This is a genomic window from Acidimicrobiales bacterium (assembly GCA_016794585.1).
Classification (GTDB): Bacteria; Actinomycetota; Acidimicrobiia; order Acidimicrobiales; family DATDAH01; genus JAEUJM01.
This window is the reverse complement of the sequence record JAEUJM010000043.1, coordinates 79,512-96,458: the sequence shown is the minus strand read 5'-3', so window position 1 is coordinate 96,458 and position 16,947 is coordinate 79,512. Positions and strand designations below refer to the sequence as shown.

The following is a 16,947-nucleotide window of genomic DNA, read 5'->3' as shown; positions in this document are numbered from 1 at the left end:
CTTCTCCATCGACCGTAGCGGCGCTCCCTCAAGATCGGGCCGCGCGCGACCGGTCGGCCCGATGCTTACTGGACCGAGCCGACGGGTAGATTGCTCCCCGGCGTGCGCAAGCTCCTCACCCTTCTCCTCGTGGTCGCCCTGTCGGGCGCCGGCCTCGCCGTCTCGGCGCTCGCCCTCGCGCCCCAGGCGCGCGACATCGTCAGTGCCACCCGGGTGGAGGACCCACGCTTCCGGCTCCGTCCGCTCGACGAGCGTTCGATCGTCTACGCCGGCGACGGCACCGTGCTCGCCTCGCTCCACCGCGAGCAGAACCGCGAGATCGTGCCCCTCGAGGACATCCCCGACACGGTGATCCAGACCATCCTCGCCGTGGAGGACGAGAACTTCTACGACCACGGGCCCGTGGACCTGCGCTCCACCGTGCGGGCGCTGTTCGAGAACGTGTCCGCCGGTGACGTCGAGCAGGGTGGCTCCACCATCACCCAGCAGCTCGTGAAGATCTCGCTGCTCACCCCGGAGCAGAGCCTGAACCGCAAGATCCGCGAGGCCGTCCTCGCCGTGCAGCTCGAGCGCGACCTCACCAAGGACCAGATCCTCCGGAGGTACCTCAACAGCGTCTACTTCGGTGGTGGCGCCTACGGCGTCCAGGCGGCGGCCGAGCTGTACTTCGACAAGGACGTCGGCGAGCTGGGCTGGGGTGAGGCGGCCATGCTCGCCAGCCTCATCCAGAACCCCGTCGGGTACGACCCGGTCCTGCGCCCCGACCAGGCCCGCGAGCGCCGGCGGGTCGCGCTTCAGCGCCTGGTGGAGACCGAGCACCTCACCCAGGAGGAGGCCGACTTCTACGACTTGGCCCCGCTGCCGACGGTGCGCAACCAGGCCCTGCCGCAGGCCAACGACTACTTCATCGAAGAGGTGAAGCAGCGCCTCCTCGACGACCCCAACCTCGGGGCCACCGAGGAGGAGCGCTACAACGCCGTGTTCCGGGGCGGGCTGCGCATCTACACGACCTACAGCCCGCAGGCGCAGTACTACGCGCTGCTCGCCCGCAACACCCAGATGCCCGACACCGGCGGCCAGTTCACCGCGGCCCTCGCCTCCGTCGAGGCGTCGACGGGCGCGGTGCGGGCGCTCGTCGGGGGTCCGGGCTTCGACAACTACAAGTACAACCTGGCCACCCAGGGCCTGCGCCAGCCCGGTTCCTCGTTCAAGATGATCGTGCTCATGGCGGCGCTGGAGAACGGTGTCGTGCCCGACGACAACGTCGACGGTGGCAGCCCCTGCAGCTTCGCGAACCCGGGGGGCGCACCGGACCCGTACGTCGCGTCCAACTTCGGCGGCAGCCGCGGCGGCCGGGGCACGATCACCAGCCTGACCACGGCGTCGTCGAACTGCGGCTTCCTCCGCCTCGGCCAGCTCGTCGGACTCGACAAGGTGGTGGAGACGGCTCGCCGCCTCGGTATCACCACGCCTCTGGACCCGCGGGCGATGTCGATGCCCCTCGGCGCCTTCGAGGTGCACCCCATCGAGATGGCGGGGATGGCGGCGACCTTCGCCAACGGCGGCCAGTACAACGAGCCGTACTTCATCGAGCGCATCGAGGACCGCCAGGGCAACGTCATCGAACAGCACGTCCCCGAGAACCGCCAGGTCGTCTCCGCCCAGAGCGCCTGCCTCGCCACGGAGATCCTCGAGGCCAACGTGCGTGGCGGCACCGGCACCGCGGCCCAGCTCCCCAACGGCCGCCCCGCTGCGGGCAAGACGGGTACCGCCCAGAGCTTCGGCGACGCCTGGTTCGTCGGCTACACGGCGCAGCTGGCCACCGCGGTGTGGATGGGCAACGCCGAGGCCCGGGTGCCGATGACCAACGTCGGGGGCCGCCAGGTCACCGGCGGCTCGTACCCGGCACAGATCTGGCACGACTTCATGGCCGCCGCGCATACGCTCGCGCCCATCGAGGACTTCCCGCAGTGCGAGCCGACCCGCCCGGGACGCACCATCGACCGCATCCCCGACTTCTCCGGCGGGGCCAACGGTGATCCCGGCGAGGTGGTGGTGGACGACGGGAGCGTCACCCCGGACTCGGTGCCGGCCACGTCGTGCCCGCCGGGGTTCGTTCCGGCCGCCACCGGCTGCTTCCAGCCCACGCCGACCACCGCGCCCGATCCCGTCACCGTGACGGTGCCACCGTGAGCGAAGACGCCGCAGCGCAGGACGAGGCCCCGGCCGGTCCGCTCGAGCGCCTGCTCGTCGTCCAGCAGCACGACACCGAGGCCGACCAACTCCGGCACCGTCTGAACGCCCTGCCCGAGCGGGCGCGCCTCGATGCCAAGATGACCGAGATCGCGGCTCTCGAGGCGCGCGTCGCGGAGCTCACCGAGCGGCGCAGCGCCATCGGACGGGACCTGAAGCGGCTCGAGGACGAGGTCGCCATCGTCGAGGCGCGACGCGCGGAGACCGACGCCAAGCTCTACGGCGGCGCGGTCAACGCGGCTCGGGAGCTCCAGGCGCTCCAGGACGAGTTGGCGTCGTTGAAGCGCCGCCAGACGAGCCTGGAAGACGACGAGCTCGAGCTGATGGAGGCCGCCGAGCCGCTCGACGCGGACCTCGAGCGCCTCGGCGCCGAGCAGGCCGCCGCCGACGAGGAGGCCACGGTGCTCACCGCGGCGCTGGCCGAGGCCGAGAGCTCGGTGAGCGCCGATCTCGAGCGAGCCGTCGCGGCGCGGGAGGCCAGCGTGGACGGGCTCGATGAGGAGCTGCTCGCGGAGTACGAGCGTCTCCGGCGCGAGCTGGGTGGGGTGGCGGTGGCTCGACTCGCAGGGACGTCCTGCGGTGGGTGCCACCTCAGCCTGTCGGCGGTCGAGGTCGACCGGATCCGCAAGACCCCGGCGGGGGCCATGGTGCACTGCGAGGAGTGCGGGCGCATCCTCGTCCACTAGGGCCCGTGCTCATCATCGTCCGCCACGGCCGCACGGCCGCCAACGCACAGGGTCGTCTGCTGGGCCGCGACGACCCTCCCCTCGACGAGGAGGGGCGGGCCCAGGCGCGGCGGGTCGGCGCGGCGCTCCGGGCCGATCGTGTCGTGTCGAGCCCCCTGCTCCGGGCGCGCCAGACCGCAGAGGCCCTCGGGTGCCCGATCGAGGTCGACGAGCGGTGGATCGAACTGGACTATGGCGACCTGGAGGGGACCCCGACCGCCGACGTGCCGCGTGAGACCTGGGCGGAGTGGCGCGCCGACGTCTGCTACCACCCCGAGGGTGGCGAGTCCCTGGTCGAGCTCCAGGAGCGTGTCGCCGGTGCCTGCGACGAGCTGATCGAGGAGGCGACCCGACGAGACGTGGTCGTGGTCACCCACGTATCACCGGTGAAGGCGGCCGTGGCCTGGGCCCTCGGCGTCGGCTGTGAGGTCTCGTGGCGCACGTTCGTGGCGCCGGCCTCCGTCACCCGGATCGCCGGCGGCCCCTGGGGCCCCTCCCTGCACACGTTCAACGAGACCTCGCACCTCTCGGTCTGAGCCCACCGTCCGGCGGCGTCCGCCGTCGCCACGGGTCAGGCGCGGCCGTCGTGACCTTCGGCCCTGTCCTGCCCGGTGTCGCGGGATGACGATGTCGGTGGAAGTCCTCTCCGAGAAGGGAGTGCCCCATGCAGGCACGAGTAGGAGACCGCATCGTGATCCGTGGCCACCACGTCGGCGAGCCGATTCGTGACGGCGAGATCCTCGAGGTGCGCGGGCCCGACGGCGGGCCGCCCTACATCGTGCGATGGGAGGACACCGGCCACGAGACCCTCTTCTTCCCGGGCTCCGACGCCCTGGTCGAGCACCTGGCGCACCACGCTTCCTGAGCTCGATCGGCGTCGATCGAACCCCCGACGGGGCGACTCGACGGCTGCACGGCCGTCGCACTGGCCCGTCGCGCCCCAACCACCCACGAGGACGGAGGTGCCGTCATGGACGAACGGACGGCAAGGCAGTTGCTGGAAGAGGAACAGGCGCGGCTCGAGGCCCTGGACCGGGGATTCGACGACGTCGGCCCTGATCGGGCACAGGCCGAGAACGCGTCTGCGGTCTTCGAGAACGAGAAGGAGCGATCGCTCCGGCACCAGGTGGCCGCGGATCTGCGAGACGTCGCCGATGCGTTGGCTCGGCTCGAGGCCGGCCGCTACGGCCGATGCGAGACGTGCGATCTGCCCATTCCCTCGGAGCGGCTCGAAGCCGTGCCGGCGACCCGGTTCTGCGCCGAGCACGAGGGAATGTGGGAGGCCGACCGGCTCAACCTGTCGGTGCCGGCTGGTGCCTACATGGATGACGACGCCCACGCCATCGAGCGTGCAGCCGCCCGGGAAGCGGGACGCAACCTCGACCTGGTACCCGACGACGACGAGACCGAGACGGTGGAAGCGGGCCCCGAGCAACGGGCCCTCCACCTGACCGACCCGGCACGGCCCGACCCCGACGCCCTCACGGCGGACGAGCTCGCCGTCCTGGAGCGTCGGCGCGCCGAGTGGGACGAGGAGGACGAGCGGGTCGCCCGCGAGGTGGCCCGAGAGGAAGAGGAGCAGCGATGACAGATCTCAGCGACACCACCCGTCCCGAGGAGCAGGTTCGGCTGGCCGTCTCCGCCGGCGAGGGCGTGCCCGCCTCCGCGGTCGACTACGCCACCGCCAAGCTGCGCCACCTCGCGAGCCACGAGCGGGCCCCCATCCTCTTCGGGGAGGTCCGCCTCACCCTCGAGCCCAACCGGGCGCGCGAGCGACCGGCCAAGGCCGAGGCGGTGTTCGTGGTGAACGGCGACCCGGTGCGGGCCCACGTCGCGGCGCACGATCTGCCCGAGGCCGTCGACCTTCTCGAAGACCGGATGGCTCGCCGCCTCGAGCGACACCGGCGCCGGGGCACCGATCGGGCGCGTCGCCTCCACGGCCACGAGGACCACGAGTGGCGTCACGGGGACCCTCCCGGCCAGCGGCCCGAGTACTTCGACCGCCCGGCCGACGAGCGCCGCGTCGTCCGGCGCAAGAGCTTCACGATGGGGGAGATGACCTGCGACGAAGCCGCCGACGCACTCGATCTCCTGGGTCACGACTTCCTCCTGTTCGCCAACCTCGCCACCGGCGCCGACGCCGTCGTGTTCTACGGCGACGATCACGGGCTCGAGCTCATCGACGCGTCGGGCCGCGCCGATGCCGTCGCCACCGACACGGTGGCGCCCGTGCGCCTGAGCCACCACGGCACGCCCCGGTGCACGGTCGCGGAAGCGGTCGCTCAACTGGACGTCGACGTGCTGCCCTTCGTGTTCCACGTCGATCCCTCCACGGGGCGGGGGAGCGTGGTCTACCGCCGCTACGACGGCCACTACGGGGTGATCACTCCCGCCTGAGTGCTTGGTCGGCCCCGGTCGGCGCCAGGGCCGGCAGGCAGCTTGGGCGCTCCTGTGCGAACATGTGTTCGTGTCCCGAGGTGATGCGTCCATCCTGCACGCCGACCTCGACTCGTTCTACGCCTCGGTGGAGCAGCGGGACGATCCGGCGCTGCGGGGTCGTCCCGTGGCGGTGGGCGGGGGTGTGGTGCTGGCCGCCAGCTACGAGGCCAAGGCCTTCGGCGTGCGGACCCCGATGGGCGGCCGCCAGGCCCGGGAGCTGTGCCCGCGGCTCGTGATCGTGCCCCCGCGCATGCACGCCTACACCGAGGCGAGCAAAGCCGTGTTCGCCATCTTCGATCGCACGACTCCGTTGGTCGAAGGCCTCTCCATCGACGAGGCGTTCCTGGACGTGGGCGGGTTGGGACGGTTGGTGGGCCCGCCACGCGAGATCGCGGTCACGCTTCGTCGGACCGTCGCCGAGGAGGTCGGGCTCCCCATCTCGGTGGGGATCGCCTGCACCAAGTTCCTGGCGAAGGTGGCCAGTGCGGTGTCCAAGCCCGACGGCCTGCTCGTCGTGCCGCCGGACGGGGAGCTGGCCTTCCTGCACCCGCTCGCGGTCGAGCGGTTGTGGGGGGTCGGGCCCGTCACCGGCCAGAAGCTGCGGGAGAGGGGCCTCCGGACCGTCGGCGAGGTCGCCGAACTGGCCGAGGAGGACCTCGTGGCCATCCTGGGGCCGGCCGCCGGCCGCCATCTGCACGCGCTGGCCCACAACCGCGATCCCCGCCGGGTCGAGACCGGCAAGCGCCGCGGCTCCATCGGCTCCCAGCGCGCCCTCGGGAGCCGCCCTCGCCCGCCGCACGAGGTCGACGCCGTGCTCATCGGCCTGGTCGACCGCGTGACCAGGCGCCTGCGCCGTGCAGAGCGCATCGGACGGACGGTCGTGCTGCGCCTGCGCTTCGGCGACTTCAGTCGAGCGACCCGCTCACACACCCTGGCGCAGCCGACCTCCGAGACCACGGCGATCCTCGAGGCGGCGCAGGCGCTGCTCGACGGGGCTCGACCGCTGATCGCCGAGCGGGGGCTCACGATGGTGGGTGTCGCCGTGGCCAACCTGGCCGACGACCGGCCGGTCCAGCTCGCGCTGCCCTGGCGGGGGCGGCGCGCCGGCGCGCTCGATGCCGCGGTCGATCAGCTCCAGGAGCGGTTCGGCACCGACGCCGTCACCCGTGCGGTCCAGGTCGGCCGCGACCAGGGATGGTCGGTCCCGATGCTGCCGGACTGAGGCGTCATCGCGGACCTTGGTCCCTGGCCTGGCCGGTGCCGGGTTTGCGAGACTCGTCGCCATGATGACCGAGGTCTCCACCTACCGGATCGGCCGCCAGCGCATCGTCCAGACCGACAAGCACGACCACGCGCTACGCGATGGGGACGAGCGTGCGCTCTGCGACAAGTACTCCGCCAAGGTGCTGCTGCTCCACGACCTGCCCTTCATCGCCTTCGGCGAGCACGCCTGCGACGAGTGCAGTCGACTGGTCCGGGTCGAAGCCGGGGCCTGAGCGAGGGGGCGCCTCAGGCGCCGTCGGCGGCCGCCTGGAGCGCGGCCATGTCCAGCTTCACCATGCCCAGCATCGCCTTGGTGGCCCGGGCGACCCGGTCCGGATCGGGATCGTTCATGAGCGCTTCCCAGCCGGCGGGGACCACCTGCCACGACAGGCCGTAGCGGTCGCGCAGCCAGCCGCACTGGACCGGCTCACCGCCGTCGGTGAGCTTGTCCCAGTAGTGGTCGAGCTCGGCCTGGTCGGCGCAGTCGATGAGCAGGGACACGGCCTCGCTGAAGGTGAACTGGGGCCCGCCGTTGATGCCGGTGAAGGGTTGGCCGTCGAGGGTGAAGTTCACGGTCTGCACCGTGCCGGCCGGGCCCGGGGAGCCCTCGATGTAGTGGGTGATCTCCCCGATCGCCGAGTTGGGGAAGATCGACACGTAGAACTCGGCGGCTTCGAGGGCCTGGGTGTCGAACCACAGGTTCGGAGTGATGCGGGGCATGGTGCCTCCTGGCGCGGTGGACGGTGTCGTCCCGGTGTCGACGGCGGGGCGTGCCCGGCATCATCGCGCCTCGGCACGCTCGGGACGGAGGTCCAGTCGACGCAGGAGCTGCGCGTTGAGGGCCACGACGATGGTGGAGACGCTCATCAAGATGGCTCCCACGGCGGGGGAGAGCTCGATGCCCGCCCACTGGAGGGCGCCGGCCGCCAAGGGGATGGCGACGGCGTTGTAGCCCGCGGCCCACAGGAGGTTCTCGACCGACTTGCGGTACGTGGCGCGGGACAGGGCGAGGATGCCCAGCACCGCTCGCGGGTCGCTACTGGCCAGCACGAGGCCGGCCGACTCGACGGCCACGTCGGTGCCCGCTCCGATCGCGATGCCGACGTCGGCCCGAGCGAGCGCGGGAGCGTCGTTGACGCCATCGCCGACCATGGCGACGCGGTGACCCTGGTGCTGCAGCTCGGCCACCGTCGCCGCCTTGTCCTCGGGCAGCACCTCGGCGAAGACCTGGTCGACGCCGAGGTCGTTGCCGACCGCCGTCGCGACCTGTTGGGCGTCGCCGGTGACCATGACGACGCGTCGCCCGTCGGCCTGCAGGGCGGCCACGGCCGCTCGCGCCTCCGGGCGGACCTCGTCCTCGAGGGCCAACGCACCCACGACCTCGTCCTCTCTGACGAGGAAGAGGACTGCGGCGCCGCGATCGCTCCACGCCTGGATCGGCGAGCCGACCTCCTCAGGCGGCTGCGTGTGGCGTTCCCGCAGCAGTGTCGGTCCGCCGACCGCGTACCGGGTTCCCTCGACGGTGGCCTCGACGCCTCGTCCGGTCAGGGAGCGGAAGTCGGTCGCGGTCGGCCTCACGAGGTCGCCTGCCGTGGCGACGATGGCCCGAGCGAGTGGGTGCTCGCTGTCGGCCTCGACCGCCGCGGCCGTCCGCAGCACCCGGTCCTCGCTCCACCCACCGGCACCGACCACGCCGAGGACGGCGTGCTCGCCCTTCGTGAGGGTGCCGGTCTTGTCGAACAGGAAGGTGTCGACCGTGCGGCTCGCCTCGAGGGCGAGGCGGTCCTTCACGAGGATGCCGTTGCGGGCGGCCATGGCGCTGGCCAACGAGGTCGTCAACGGGATGGCCAGGCCCAGTGCGTGGGGGCAGGAGATCACGAGCACGGTCACCACCCGAACGACGGCCTCGTCGGGCTCGCCCAGCGCGGTCCACACGAGGCCGGTGAGGAGCGCGGCCGCCACGGCGACGTAGAACAGGAGCGCCGCCGCACGGTCGGCGAGCACCTGCGAGCGGGACCGGGAGGCCTCGGCCTCGGCGACCAGCCGCCCGATGCCGGCCAGGGTCGTGTCGTCGCCGACCGCGGTGATCCGGAGGCGCAGGGCCGAGTCGGTGGCCACCGTCCCGGCCACCACCCGGTCACCGTGGCTGCGGGGGACCGGGCGGGACTCACCCGTGATCATCGACTCGTCGACCTCGGCGGCCCCGTCGACGACCTCGCCGTCGGCCGGTACCCGGGCGCCCGAGCGCACGAGGACGACGTCGCCAGGGTGGAGATCGGCTGAGGCCACGGTCGTCACCGTGCCGTCCTCGCCGACCCGCTCGGCGACGTCGGGCAGCAGCGAGGCGAGGGCGCCAAGGGCGTCCTGGGCCTGACCGAGGGCACGCATCTCCTGCCAGTGGCCGAGCAGCATGATGGTGATCAGCGCGCCGAGCTCCCACCAGAAGTCGAGGTCGAACCAGCCGAGGGACGTTGCCAGCGAAGCGGCGTAGGCCACCGTGATGGCCATGGCGATGAGCAGCATCATCCCCGGCTCGCGCTCACGGCCTTCGCGGGCGCCCCCGGTGAGGAAGGGCCAGCCTCCCCACAGGTACAGCACCGTCCCCAGCACCGGTCCGACCCACTCCATCGCGGGGAGGTCGAGTTCGTAGCCGAACCACTCCATGACCATGTGGCTGGTCACCACGACCGGGAGGGTCAGCAGGAGGCTGAGCCAGAACCGACGCCGGAACATGGCGACGCTGTGGCCGGCGTGCTTGCCGTGCTCGGCGACCCGCTCCTCGTCGTGGCCCCGGTCGGCGTGGTCCCGGTGGACGTGGCCCCGATCGTCGCGGTGGTTGGGCGGCGCGGTCGGGTCGACGGTGATGGGCATGGCGGCACTCCTCGATCGGATGAACATCAGGATACCCCTAGGGGGTATACCGATCCATCCCCAAGATGCGGGGGTCAGCGCCTGCCGGTGGCCTCCTGGAGCTGCCAGGCCCCTGCCGTGAGGCCGTACACCGCCACCCGGAACCGCTCGCCGTCCTCGGTGAGGTCGACCTCGTGCAGTCGGCGCATGCCGAGGCGCTCCATGACGGCCAGGCTGCGGAGGTTGGGCACGTCGGCCATGGCGGTGAGGCGGTCCCATCCGAGGACTTCGAAGCCGTGGGCCAGCCATGCTCGGGCGGCCTCGGTGGCGTAGCCGTGCCCCCAGTGCTGCGGTACCAGCCGCCATCCGAGCTGGAGGTCGTCCGGAAACCACGGCACGACCGACAAGCCGACGGCGCCGATGAACGCTCCATCGTCGCGGCGCTCGACCGCGACCATGCCCGCCCCGGTGCGGCGCAAGGTGCCGTTGCTGTCCGCCATCTGCTCCTCGGTGTACGCCGGGTCCCTCGGACCGCCGAGGTACCGCATCACCTCCGGGTCGGCCGAGATGGCGGCGTAGAGCGCGACGTCGTCGCGGCGGAACGGCCGCAGGACGAGCCGCTCGGTCTGCATGATCGTGGGCCCGCCCCAGGGGTCGGCGGACGAGTCGGGACCGACGGCGGCGGGGGAGGTGGGGTCGTGGTCGGTCACCTCGGGCCTCGCGGGGTCTGGGCGGCGGGACAGGACACCGACCGTAGAGCGCGGCCCCGGGTGGACGCCGAGGGTTTCGTCGCAGACCGGCGCGAGCGCCACCGTTCTCGAGGGAGTTCTCGCCGTCGGGGACGACGGGTAGTGCGCAACGGTGTTGCGAGCGCCGGAGCCCGGACGAGGCCCCCGACGGCGGCAGACTGTCCCCGGTGGGGGGCCAGGGAGTCGTCGTGGCTGAACGAGTCGGTGATGGACCAGGGAGTTGTCGTGGCTGAACGAGTTGTCCGGGCCAACGGGGTGGATCTCTGCGTCGAGGCCTTCGGCGAGCCGCAGGATACGGCCGTCCTCCTCATGCAGGGCGTCGGTGCCTCGATGTTGTGGTGGGAGGAGCCGTTCTGCCGCTCGCTCGCGGGACGGGGCCGCCACGTCATCCGCTACGACAACCGGGACACGGGTCGCTCGGTGACCTCTGAGCCCGGGCGGCCCGAGTACACCGGTGGCGATCTCGTCGCCGACGCCGTCGGTGTGCTCGATGCCCTCGCCGTGGAGAGGGCGCAACTGGTCGGGGTGTCGGCCGGCGGCGCCTTCGCCCAGCTCCTCGCGCTCGACCGCCCCGACCGGGTCGAGGGTCTGGTCCTCATCACCACCACCGCGGCGCTGTCCCTCGATCGTGAACTGCCGCCACCCACGGACGAGTTCCTCCGCTTCGCCTCCGGTTTCTCGGTGGACTGGGAGGACGAGGCGTCGGTCATCGAGGGACAGGTCGCCTACGCCCGGCTGCTCGCGGGCGGGGTCCGCCCGTTCGACGAGGCGGCGATGCGTGATCTCGTGCGTCGCGACGTCGAGCGGGCCACGGACATCGCGGCGCTGCAGAACCACGATCAGATCGCCGACGACGGCAGGGAGCGACCGCCGCTGTCGTCCATCGCCGCTCCGACGGTCGTGATCCACGGCAGCGCCGACCCGATGTTCCCCCTCGCCCACGGCGAGGCCCTCGCCGAGGAGATCCCCGGTGCCCACCTCCTGGTCCTCGAGGGTGCCGGCCACGGCCTCGACCGCACGGACTGGCCCACGGTGCTCGACGCCATCACCGGCCAGGCCGCCGGCGCCTGAGCGACGAGCCCGGCCTGCCCGGTGTGACGGTGAGTCGGCCTGTAGGCGGGGTTCTGTCCACCGGGCCCTTGCGGGGATCCGGATGGATGGTCATCCATCTGTGCGGCCTACCTGGGGACATGGACCGGGCCGGTCGTCCCCGCTTTGGCCTTGCTCCGGGTGGGGTTTGCCGAGCCGCCCGGGTCACCCCGGGCGCTGGTGCGCTCTTACCGCACCGTTTCACCCTTACCTGTGCCGACCCTGCGGCCGGCCATCGGCGGTCTGTTCTCTGTGGCACTTTCCTGCAGGTCACCCTGACTCGCCGCTAGCGAGCACCCTGCCCTACGGAGCCCCGACCTTCCTCGACCCGGTCGTTGCCGAGCCGCGACCATCCAGCCGACTCACCGTCACCGTTCAAGTGTGCCACCCACCACCGCCGAAGTCCTCCGGTTCGGGGAAGCGTCGAGCCGTTCCGAGCGGTCTGAAGGTGCCGAGAACCCGGGCCTGTTCGCTCGTCGAGCCGCCGGTCGACCGCACGCGGCCGCTGAGTACGCTGGCCACACCATGGGGTCGGTTCACCGGGGGCGCCGACGAACCGTGGTCGGCCTCGCCGCGCTGCTGGCACTCGCCGCCTGCTCGTCCGGCGGCGAGGAGAGCACCGACGTCGCGGTCTCGACCGAGACGACCGCGGCGCAGGAGCAGGTCGATCCCGCCATCGCCGAGTTGCCCGGCGGGGACGTGGCCGCCATCGACCCGGACGGCACCGACCCCTTGCCGTCGCTGCCCGACGACGTCGCCTTGCCCATCGTGTTCGTGCACGGATTCGCCGGCTCGGCCCAGCAGTACGAGTCGCAGGCCATCCGCTTCGCGGCCAACGGGTATCCGCAGGAGCGGATCGTCGCCTACGACCACGACGGCGCAGGTTTCGACGTCGACGGCTACACCGACGGGCTCGAGGAGGTGATCGACGACACGCTGGCCGAGTTCGATGCCGAGCAGGTGTACCTGGTCGGACATTCGCGGGGGACGTTCGTGTCCGGCTCCTACCTGGCCGACCCGGCCCGGGCCGCCAAGGTGGCCAAGTACGTCGCCCTCGATGGCGCTCCCTGCCCTGAGGTGGTGCCCTGCCTCGCTCCGACGCAGGAGACGAACCCCGGTCAGTCGCACGTCGAGGTGGCGACGTCCCCCGAGTCGTTCGAGGCCCAGTACGAGTTCCTCGTGGGCGAGGCGCCCGAAGTCGTCGACATCGAGCCGCAGCAAGCGCCTGTGGTGCTGGCCGGCCGAGCCGTCGAGTTCCCGGCGAACACGGGTCGCGAGGACGCCACGCTCGACGTGTGGGAGGTCGATCCCGACACCGGGTCCCGGCTGGGCGACGAGCCGCACGTCTCCTTCGAGCTCGGCGCGGACGGAGCGTTCGGGCCGTTCGTCGCGGCCTCCGGCGCGCACTACGAGTACGCGTTGTCCGCGCCCGACACCGACGTCCAGCATCACCTGTACCTGCAGCCCTCGGTGCGCAGCAGCAGCATGGTGCGCCTGCTCTCCTCGGGCCCCGACGGCGCCACCCGGGCCAACACCAACACCGGGGATGAGCACGCCGCGCTCATCGTCATGCGCATGCGCGAGTGGTACGCCGAGGACGACGCCGATCGGCCCGGCGACGAGCGGGACGTGCTGACGGTCGCCACGAACAGCGCCAGCGGCGACGCACCCGAGGCGAACGTGATCGTCGATTTCGTAGGGAACGCCGACATCGCGCTGCACCTGCACGACGACGCCGCGACGCCCGGGGTGTCCACGCTCGAGCCGCTGCCGTACTTCTCCGCCCAGCCCTTCCAGGCCGGCGTCGACGTGTACCTCCCGGGTGCCGACGTGCCCGACGGCACCATCACGGTGACCAACCTGCCCAGGGGGGACGCCGATCGCCCGCAGACGGTCAACGTCCCGAACTGGGCGTCGACGGGCCACTCGATCAGCGTCATCTTCGCCGACCACCCCGTGGGCTGACTGTCAGGATCGCTCCAGCGGCCAGTTGATCTGTTCGGCGGCGGGATCGGTGATCTCGACCGTGACCCATGGTTTGACCGGCCCCGCGTGCACGCGGCCGTCCAGTGGCGCCGGTCGAGGGAACGACGCCCGTTCGGGCACGGCGACGTGCGACGCTCGCGGGATGCCGCGACCGATCTTCGAGGTGGACGTCTTCGACACGGGCCCGTTCTCGGGCAACCCGGTGGCCGTGGTGCTCGAGGCCGACGGCCTGTCCGACGAGGAGATGCAGCGCTTCGCCCACTGGATGAACTTCTCGGAGACGACGTTCGTCCTCACACCGACCGATCCGAGCGCGGACTACCGGCTGCGCATCTTCACCCCGAGCTTCGAGCTGCCCTTCGCCGGCCATCCGACGCTCGGCAGCGCCCACGCCTGGCGGGAGGCGGGTGGGCGGCCCAAGGGCGGCGACCTCGTGCAGGAGTGCGGCGTGGGGCTGGTGACCCTCCGCTCGAGCTCGGACGGGCAACTGGCCTTCGAGGCGCCGCCGCTCCTCCGGTCCGGGCCGGTCGATCCGGAGGTCCTGTCCGAAGCGTGCCGCCAGGTGCAGCTCGACCCGGCGTCGGTGCTGCGGGCGGAGTGGGTGGACAACGGGCCCGGGTGGATCGCCCTCGAGGTGGGCTCGCTCGACCAGCTGCTCGCTCTGGAGGCCGCCCCGGGGGAGTGCAAGGTGGGCGCCTTCACCCGGCTGCCCGACGACGACGAAGCGGCCATCGAGGTGCGGGCCTTCTTCCCCAAGGACGGCGTCACGGTGGAGGACCCCGTGACGGGCAGTCTCAACGCGTCCCTGGCCTGCTGGATGCTCCGGGACGGCGCGCTCACCGCCCCCTACCGCTCCCGGCAGGGCACGGTCCTGGGCCGCCACGGCCTGGTGGAGGTCGACCAGGACGCGGCCGGCGCCATCTGGGTCGGCGGCGCCACGACCACGAGGATCCGGGGCGCGGTCGAGCTGTGAGCACCGGCCCGGCCTGACTCCGTGGGCCCCGGGGCAGCGAGCCGCCATCGCGTCCTTCCCGAGTGACCTGACGCGCCGGAGGCCACCGACCCGGCGGGTGGGTCGGTGGCCTCCGGACGTTCGACCGCTGGTGGAGGGGCGTCCCCCAGCGCTCGGGATCGGTGACTCAGCCGGTCACGACGGGGTCGCTGTCGTCGGGGGCGTCGATGCCGCAGTCGTCGGCGCCGTGGGACTCGGTGACGGTCGTGGTGGTGGTGTCGTCGGTGCTGCAGTCGTCGTCTCCATCGGGTGTGCAGTCGTCGGCGCCGTGGGACTCGGCCACGGTGGTCGTGGTGGTGTCGTCGGTGCTGCAGTCGTCATCGTCGTCGTCGATGCCGCAGTCGTCGGAGCCGGACTCGGCGACGGTGGTCGTGGTGGTGTCGTCGGTGCTGCAGTCGTCGTCGTCGTCGATGCCGCAGTCGTCGGAGCCGGACTCGGCGACGGTGGTGGTGGTGTCGTCGACGGAGCAGTCGTCATCGCCGCCGCCGGGGCCGCTGTGGTCGTCGTCGTCCTCATCGCACTCGCCGTCGCCGGAGTGGCGGTTGGCGCCGTGCTCGGCGGAGGTGGTGCTGTCGTCATCGCAGACCTCGTCGGCGTCGTCCTCGTCCTCGTCGTCGATGCCGTCGTCGTCGCTGTCCTCGTTGCCGTCGGCCACGCCGTCGTCGTCGCTGTCGGCATCGTTGGGGTCCGTGCCGTGGTGGCGGACCTCGTCGACGTCGTCGGAGCCGTCGTCGTCCGTGTCGACGTCGTTCGGGTCGGTGCGGTGGCGGAACTCGCCGATGTTGCGGAGCCCGTCGTGGTCCTTGTCGCCGCGGGCGTTGGCCCGGTTGGCGTTCAGGCCGTGGTTGACCTCCCAACGGTTGGGCATGCCGTCGCCGTCGCGGTCGCGGCCGGCGGCACCGGCCGAGGTGGCCAGGTAGCCGAGGCCGACCACGGCGATGAGCAGCAGGCCGGCGGCGAGTCGGGTGACCCTGGTGAGCGGGGACTTCGAGGCAGACGGTGACATGGGGTGGTTCCCTCCCTGGTTGGAACGTCCCCCGTGTATCGGCGCCGCTCGGGCCGCGTCACATCCAAGTTTCGGTAAGGCGCGCGCTCTTCGTAACGGGACGTCTCCCGACGCCGCGGTCAGAAGTCGAGGGCGCTGAGGTCCTCGTGCCAGCGGGCGGCGCGGGCGACGGCGTCACGCCAGCGATCACGGTCGAAGGCGGTCGCGGGCTCGACGGTCGCCCTCGGCTGCCACGCCGCGGCCACGTCGTCCCACCCCGCCCAGGCACCGGTGGCGAGACCGGCGAGGAAGGCGGCCCCCAGGGTGGTGGCTTCGAGCACCGGCGACACCTCGACGGGGCGCCCGGTGGCGTCGGCCACGGCCTGCACGAACGTGGGGTTGGCGCTCATGCCCCCGTCGACGCGCAGGGTGGGGATGGCGAGGCCACTGTCGGCCTCGGCGGCCTCGACGAGGTCGGCGCCGCGCTGGGCGACGCCCTCGAGTACCGCCCGGACGACGTGGGGACGACCGGTGCCCCGGGTGATGCCCAGCAGGGCGCCTCGGGCGCCGTAGTCCCACGCCGGCGTGCCCAGGCCGAGCAGGGCCGGGACGTAGACCACGCCGTCGGCATCGTCGACCTGGCTGGCCACGTCGTGCGACTCTGCCGCCGTGGCGATGATGCCGAGGTCGTCACGCAGCCACTCGACGTTCGTGCCGGCCGACAACATGATCGCCTCGAGGCCCCAGACCAGCTCGCCGGCCTCGCGCCAGCCGACGATGGGGAAGGTGCCGCCCTCGCCGCGCACGTCGAAGGCGGCACGGTCCGGGCCGAGGCAGAGGTCGAGCATGCCGCCCGTGCCGAAGGTGACCTTGGCCAGGCCACGCCGCACGCAGCCTTGGCCGATGAGCGAGGCCTGCTGGTCGCCGGCGATGCCGGCGATGGGCGGGGCGCCCGGCAGGGCACTCGCCGCGCCGACCATCCCCGTGGAGTCGACGATGCTCGGCAGCATCGAGGCGGGGATGCGAAGGCGCTCGAGGATGCGCTCGGACCAGCGTGGGGAGCCCTCGAGGTCGACCAGCCCGGTCACCCCGGCGTTGCTCATGTCGGTCACGTGCAGGTCGCCGCCCGAGAGGTTCCAGGCGATCCAGCTGTCCACGGTGCCGAAGCAGAGGTCCCGGTCGCGATCGGGGTCGACCTGGTCGAGCAGCCAGGCCACCTTGGTGGCGGACACGTTGGGCGCCATGCGGATGCCCTCGGCCCCGAGCATCAGGCACTCGCCGACCGTGCGCAGGTCCTGCCAGCCGAGGCCCGGCCCGACCGGCTCGCCCGTGGCGCGGTCCCACACGACGGTGGAGCCCCGCTGGTTGGCGATGCCCACGGCGTCCACCGGGCCGTGGTCGGAGAGGACCGCCCGGGCCACCTCGAGTGCGCTCTGCGCCATGGCCGAGGCGTCGAACTCGACCAGCCCGGGCGCCGGCGAGTCGGGGAGCACCTCCTGGTGGAGCTCGAAGCTGACGGTCGTGTCCGGCCGGACGACCGCCGCTCGCACCCCGCTCGTCCCCACGTCGATCACCAGGATGCTCATGGTCGCTGCC

The 16,947-nt window shown here is 72.2% G+C and carries 16 protein-coding genes and 1 other RNA gene; 11 read left to right on the top strand and 6 right to left on the bottom strand.

Annotation, left to right across the window (positions count from 1 at the left end; translation table 11 throughout):
- Window positions 1-102: 102 nt before the first annotated feature.
- From JNK12_21125 to JNK12_21090, 8 genes are all read left to right on the top strand, one after another.
- Entirely contained in the window at window positions 103-2,193 is a 2,091-nt protein-coding gene (locus tag JNK12_21125) for a transglycosylase domain-containing protein (protein MBL8778454.1), read from the top strand.
- A complete protein-coding gene (locus JNK12_21120; protein MBL8778453.1) occupies window positions 2,190-2,939 on the top strand; it encodes a hypothetical protein in 750 nt (249 codons plus the stop codon). The genes JNK12_21125 and JNK12_21120 overlap by 4 nt, the downstream gene beginning before the upstream one ends.
- Window positions 2,940-2,944: 5 nt before the next feature.
- Complete coding sequence (locus JNK12_21115) at window positions 2,945-3,514, top strand: histidine phosphatase family protein (GenBank protein ID MBL8778452.1); 570 nt, start codon at window positions 2,945-2,947, stop codon at window positions 3,512-3,514.
- Window positions 3,515-3,669: 155 nt separating this feature from the next.
- The gene (locus JNK12_21110) at window positions 3,670-3,843 is read left to right on the top strand and encodes a DUF1918 domain-containing protein (GenBank protein MBL8778451.1); all 174 of its coding nucleotides are present in this window, start codon (window positions 3,670-3,672) and stop codon (window positions 3,841-3,843) included.
- A gap of 105 nt (window positions 3,844-3,948) precedes the next feature.
- On the top strand, window positions 3,949-4,566 hold the full coding sequence (locus JNK12_21105) for a TraR/DksA C4-type zinc finger protein (protein MBL8778450.1): 618 nt from the start codon (window positions 3,949-3,951) through the stop codon (window positions 4,564-4,566).
- A complete protein-coding gene (locus JNK12_21100; protein MBL8778449.1) occupies window positions 4,563-5,375 on the top strand; it encodes a sigma 54 modulation/S30EA ribosomal C-terminal domain-containing protein in 813 nt (270 codons plus the stop codon). The genes JNK12_21105 and JNK12_21100 overlap by 4 nt, the downstream gene beginning before the upstream one ends.
- Window positions 5,376-5,445: 70 nt before the next feature.
- Window positions 5,446-6,639, top strand: a complete 1,194-nt coding sequence (gene dinB / locus JNK12_21095) for a DNA polymerase IV (GenBank protein ID MBL8778448.1) — start codon at window positions 5,446-5,448, stop codon at window positions 6,637-6,639.
- A gap of 61 nt (window positions 6,640-6,700) precedes the next feature.
- Window positions 6,701-6,913, top strand: a complete 213-nt coding sequence (locus JNK12_21090; GenBank protein ID MBL8778447.1) for a hypothetical protein — start codon at window positions 6,701-6,703, stop codon at window positions 6,911-6,913.
- 13 nt (window positions 6,914-6,926) lie between these two features.
- Here the strand turns inward: JNK12_21090 and JNK12_21085 are convergent, their stop codons facing one another.
- The 3 genes from JNK12_21085 to JNK12_21075 all read right to left on the bottom strand — a co-directional run bounded on the left by JNK12_21085 (window position 6,927) and on the right by JNK12_21075 (window position 10,240).
- Complete coding sequence (locus JNK12_21085; protein MBL8778446.1) at window positions 6,927-7,400, bottom strand: VOC family protein; 474 nt, start codon at window positions 7,398-7,400, stop codon at window positions 6,927-6,929.
- A 60-nt stretch (window positions 7,401-7,460) separates the two neighbouring features.
- On the bottom strand, window positions 7,461-9,413 hold the full coding sequence (locus tag JNK12_21080; GenBank protein MBL8778445.1) for a heavy metal translocating P-type ATPase: 1,953 nt from the start codon (window positions 9,411-9,413) through the stop codon (window positions 7,461-7,463).
- Between the two features lie 212 nt (window positions 9,414-9,625).
- Window positions 9,626-10,240 carry a GNAT family N-acetyltransferase gene (locus JNK12_21075; GenBank protein ID MBL8778444.1) on the bottom strand — a complete coding sequence of 205 codons (615 nt, stop codon included), beginning with the start codon at window positions 10,238-10,240 and terminating at the stop codon, window positions 9,626-9,628.
- 264 nt (window positions 10,241-10,504) lie between these two features.
- On the opposite strand from JNK12_21075, the gene JNK12_21070 reads away from it, so the two are divergent.
- Window positions 10,505-11,350: an alpha/beta hydrolase gene (locus tag JNK12_21070; GenBank protein MBL8778443.1), complete on the top strand. Its 846-nt coding sequence runs from the start codon at window positions 10,505-10,507 to the stop codon at window positions 11,348-11,350.
- 26 nt (window positions 11,351-11,376) lie between these two features.
- Here the strand turns inward: JNK12_21070 and rnpB are convergent.
- An RNA gene (gene rnpB / locus JNK12_21065) (RNase P RNA component class A) lies at window positions 11,377-11,733 on the bottom strand.
- 160 nt (window positions 11,734-11,893) lie between these two features.
- Here rnpB and JNK12_21060 point away from each other — a divergent pair.
- Window positions 11,894-13,333 (top strand): alpha/beta fold hydrolase, encoded by a 1,440-nt coding sequence (locus tag JNK12_21060; GenBank protein MBL8778442.1) that lies wholly within the window; start codon window positions 11,894-11,896, stop codon window positions 13,331-13,333.
- Between the two features lie 163 nt (window positions 13,334-13,496).
- Window positions 13,497-14,327, top strand: coding sequence for a PhzF family phenazine biosynthesis protein (locus tag JNK12_21055; GenBank protein MBL8778441.1), 831 nt, complete (start codon window positions 13,497-13,499; stop codon window positions 14,325-14,327).
- A 166-nt stretch (window positions 14,328-14,493) separates the two neighbouring features.
- On the opposite strand, the gene JNK12_21050 is transcribed toward JNK12_21055, so the two are convergent.
- Both JNK12_21050 and JNK12_21045 read right to left on the bottom strand, forming a co-directional pair.
- Window positions 14,494-15,372, bottom strand: coding sequence for a hypothetical protein (locus JNK12_21050; GenBank protein ID MBL8778440.1), 879 nt, complete (start codon window positions 15,370-15,372; stop codon window positions 14,494-14,496).
- 119 nt (window positions 15,373-15,491) lie between these two features.
- On the bottom strand, window positions 15,492-16,937 hold the full coding sequence (locus JNK12_21045; protein ID MBL8778439.1) for a glycerol kinase: 1,446 nt from the start codon (window positions 16,935-16,937) through the stop codon (window positions 15,492-15,494).
- Between the last annotated feature and the right edge of the window lie 10 nt (window positions 16,938-16,947).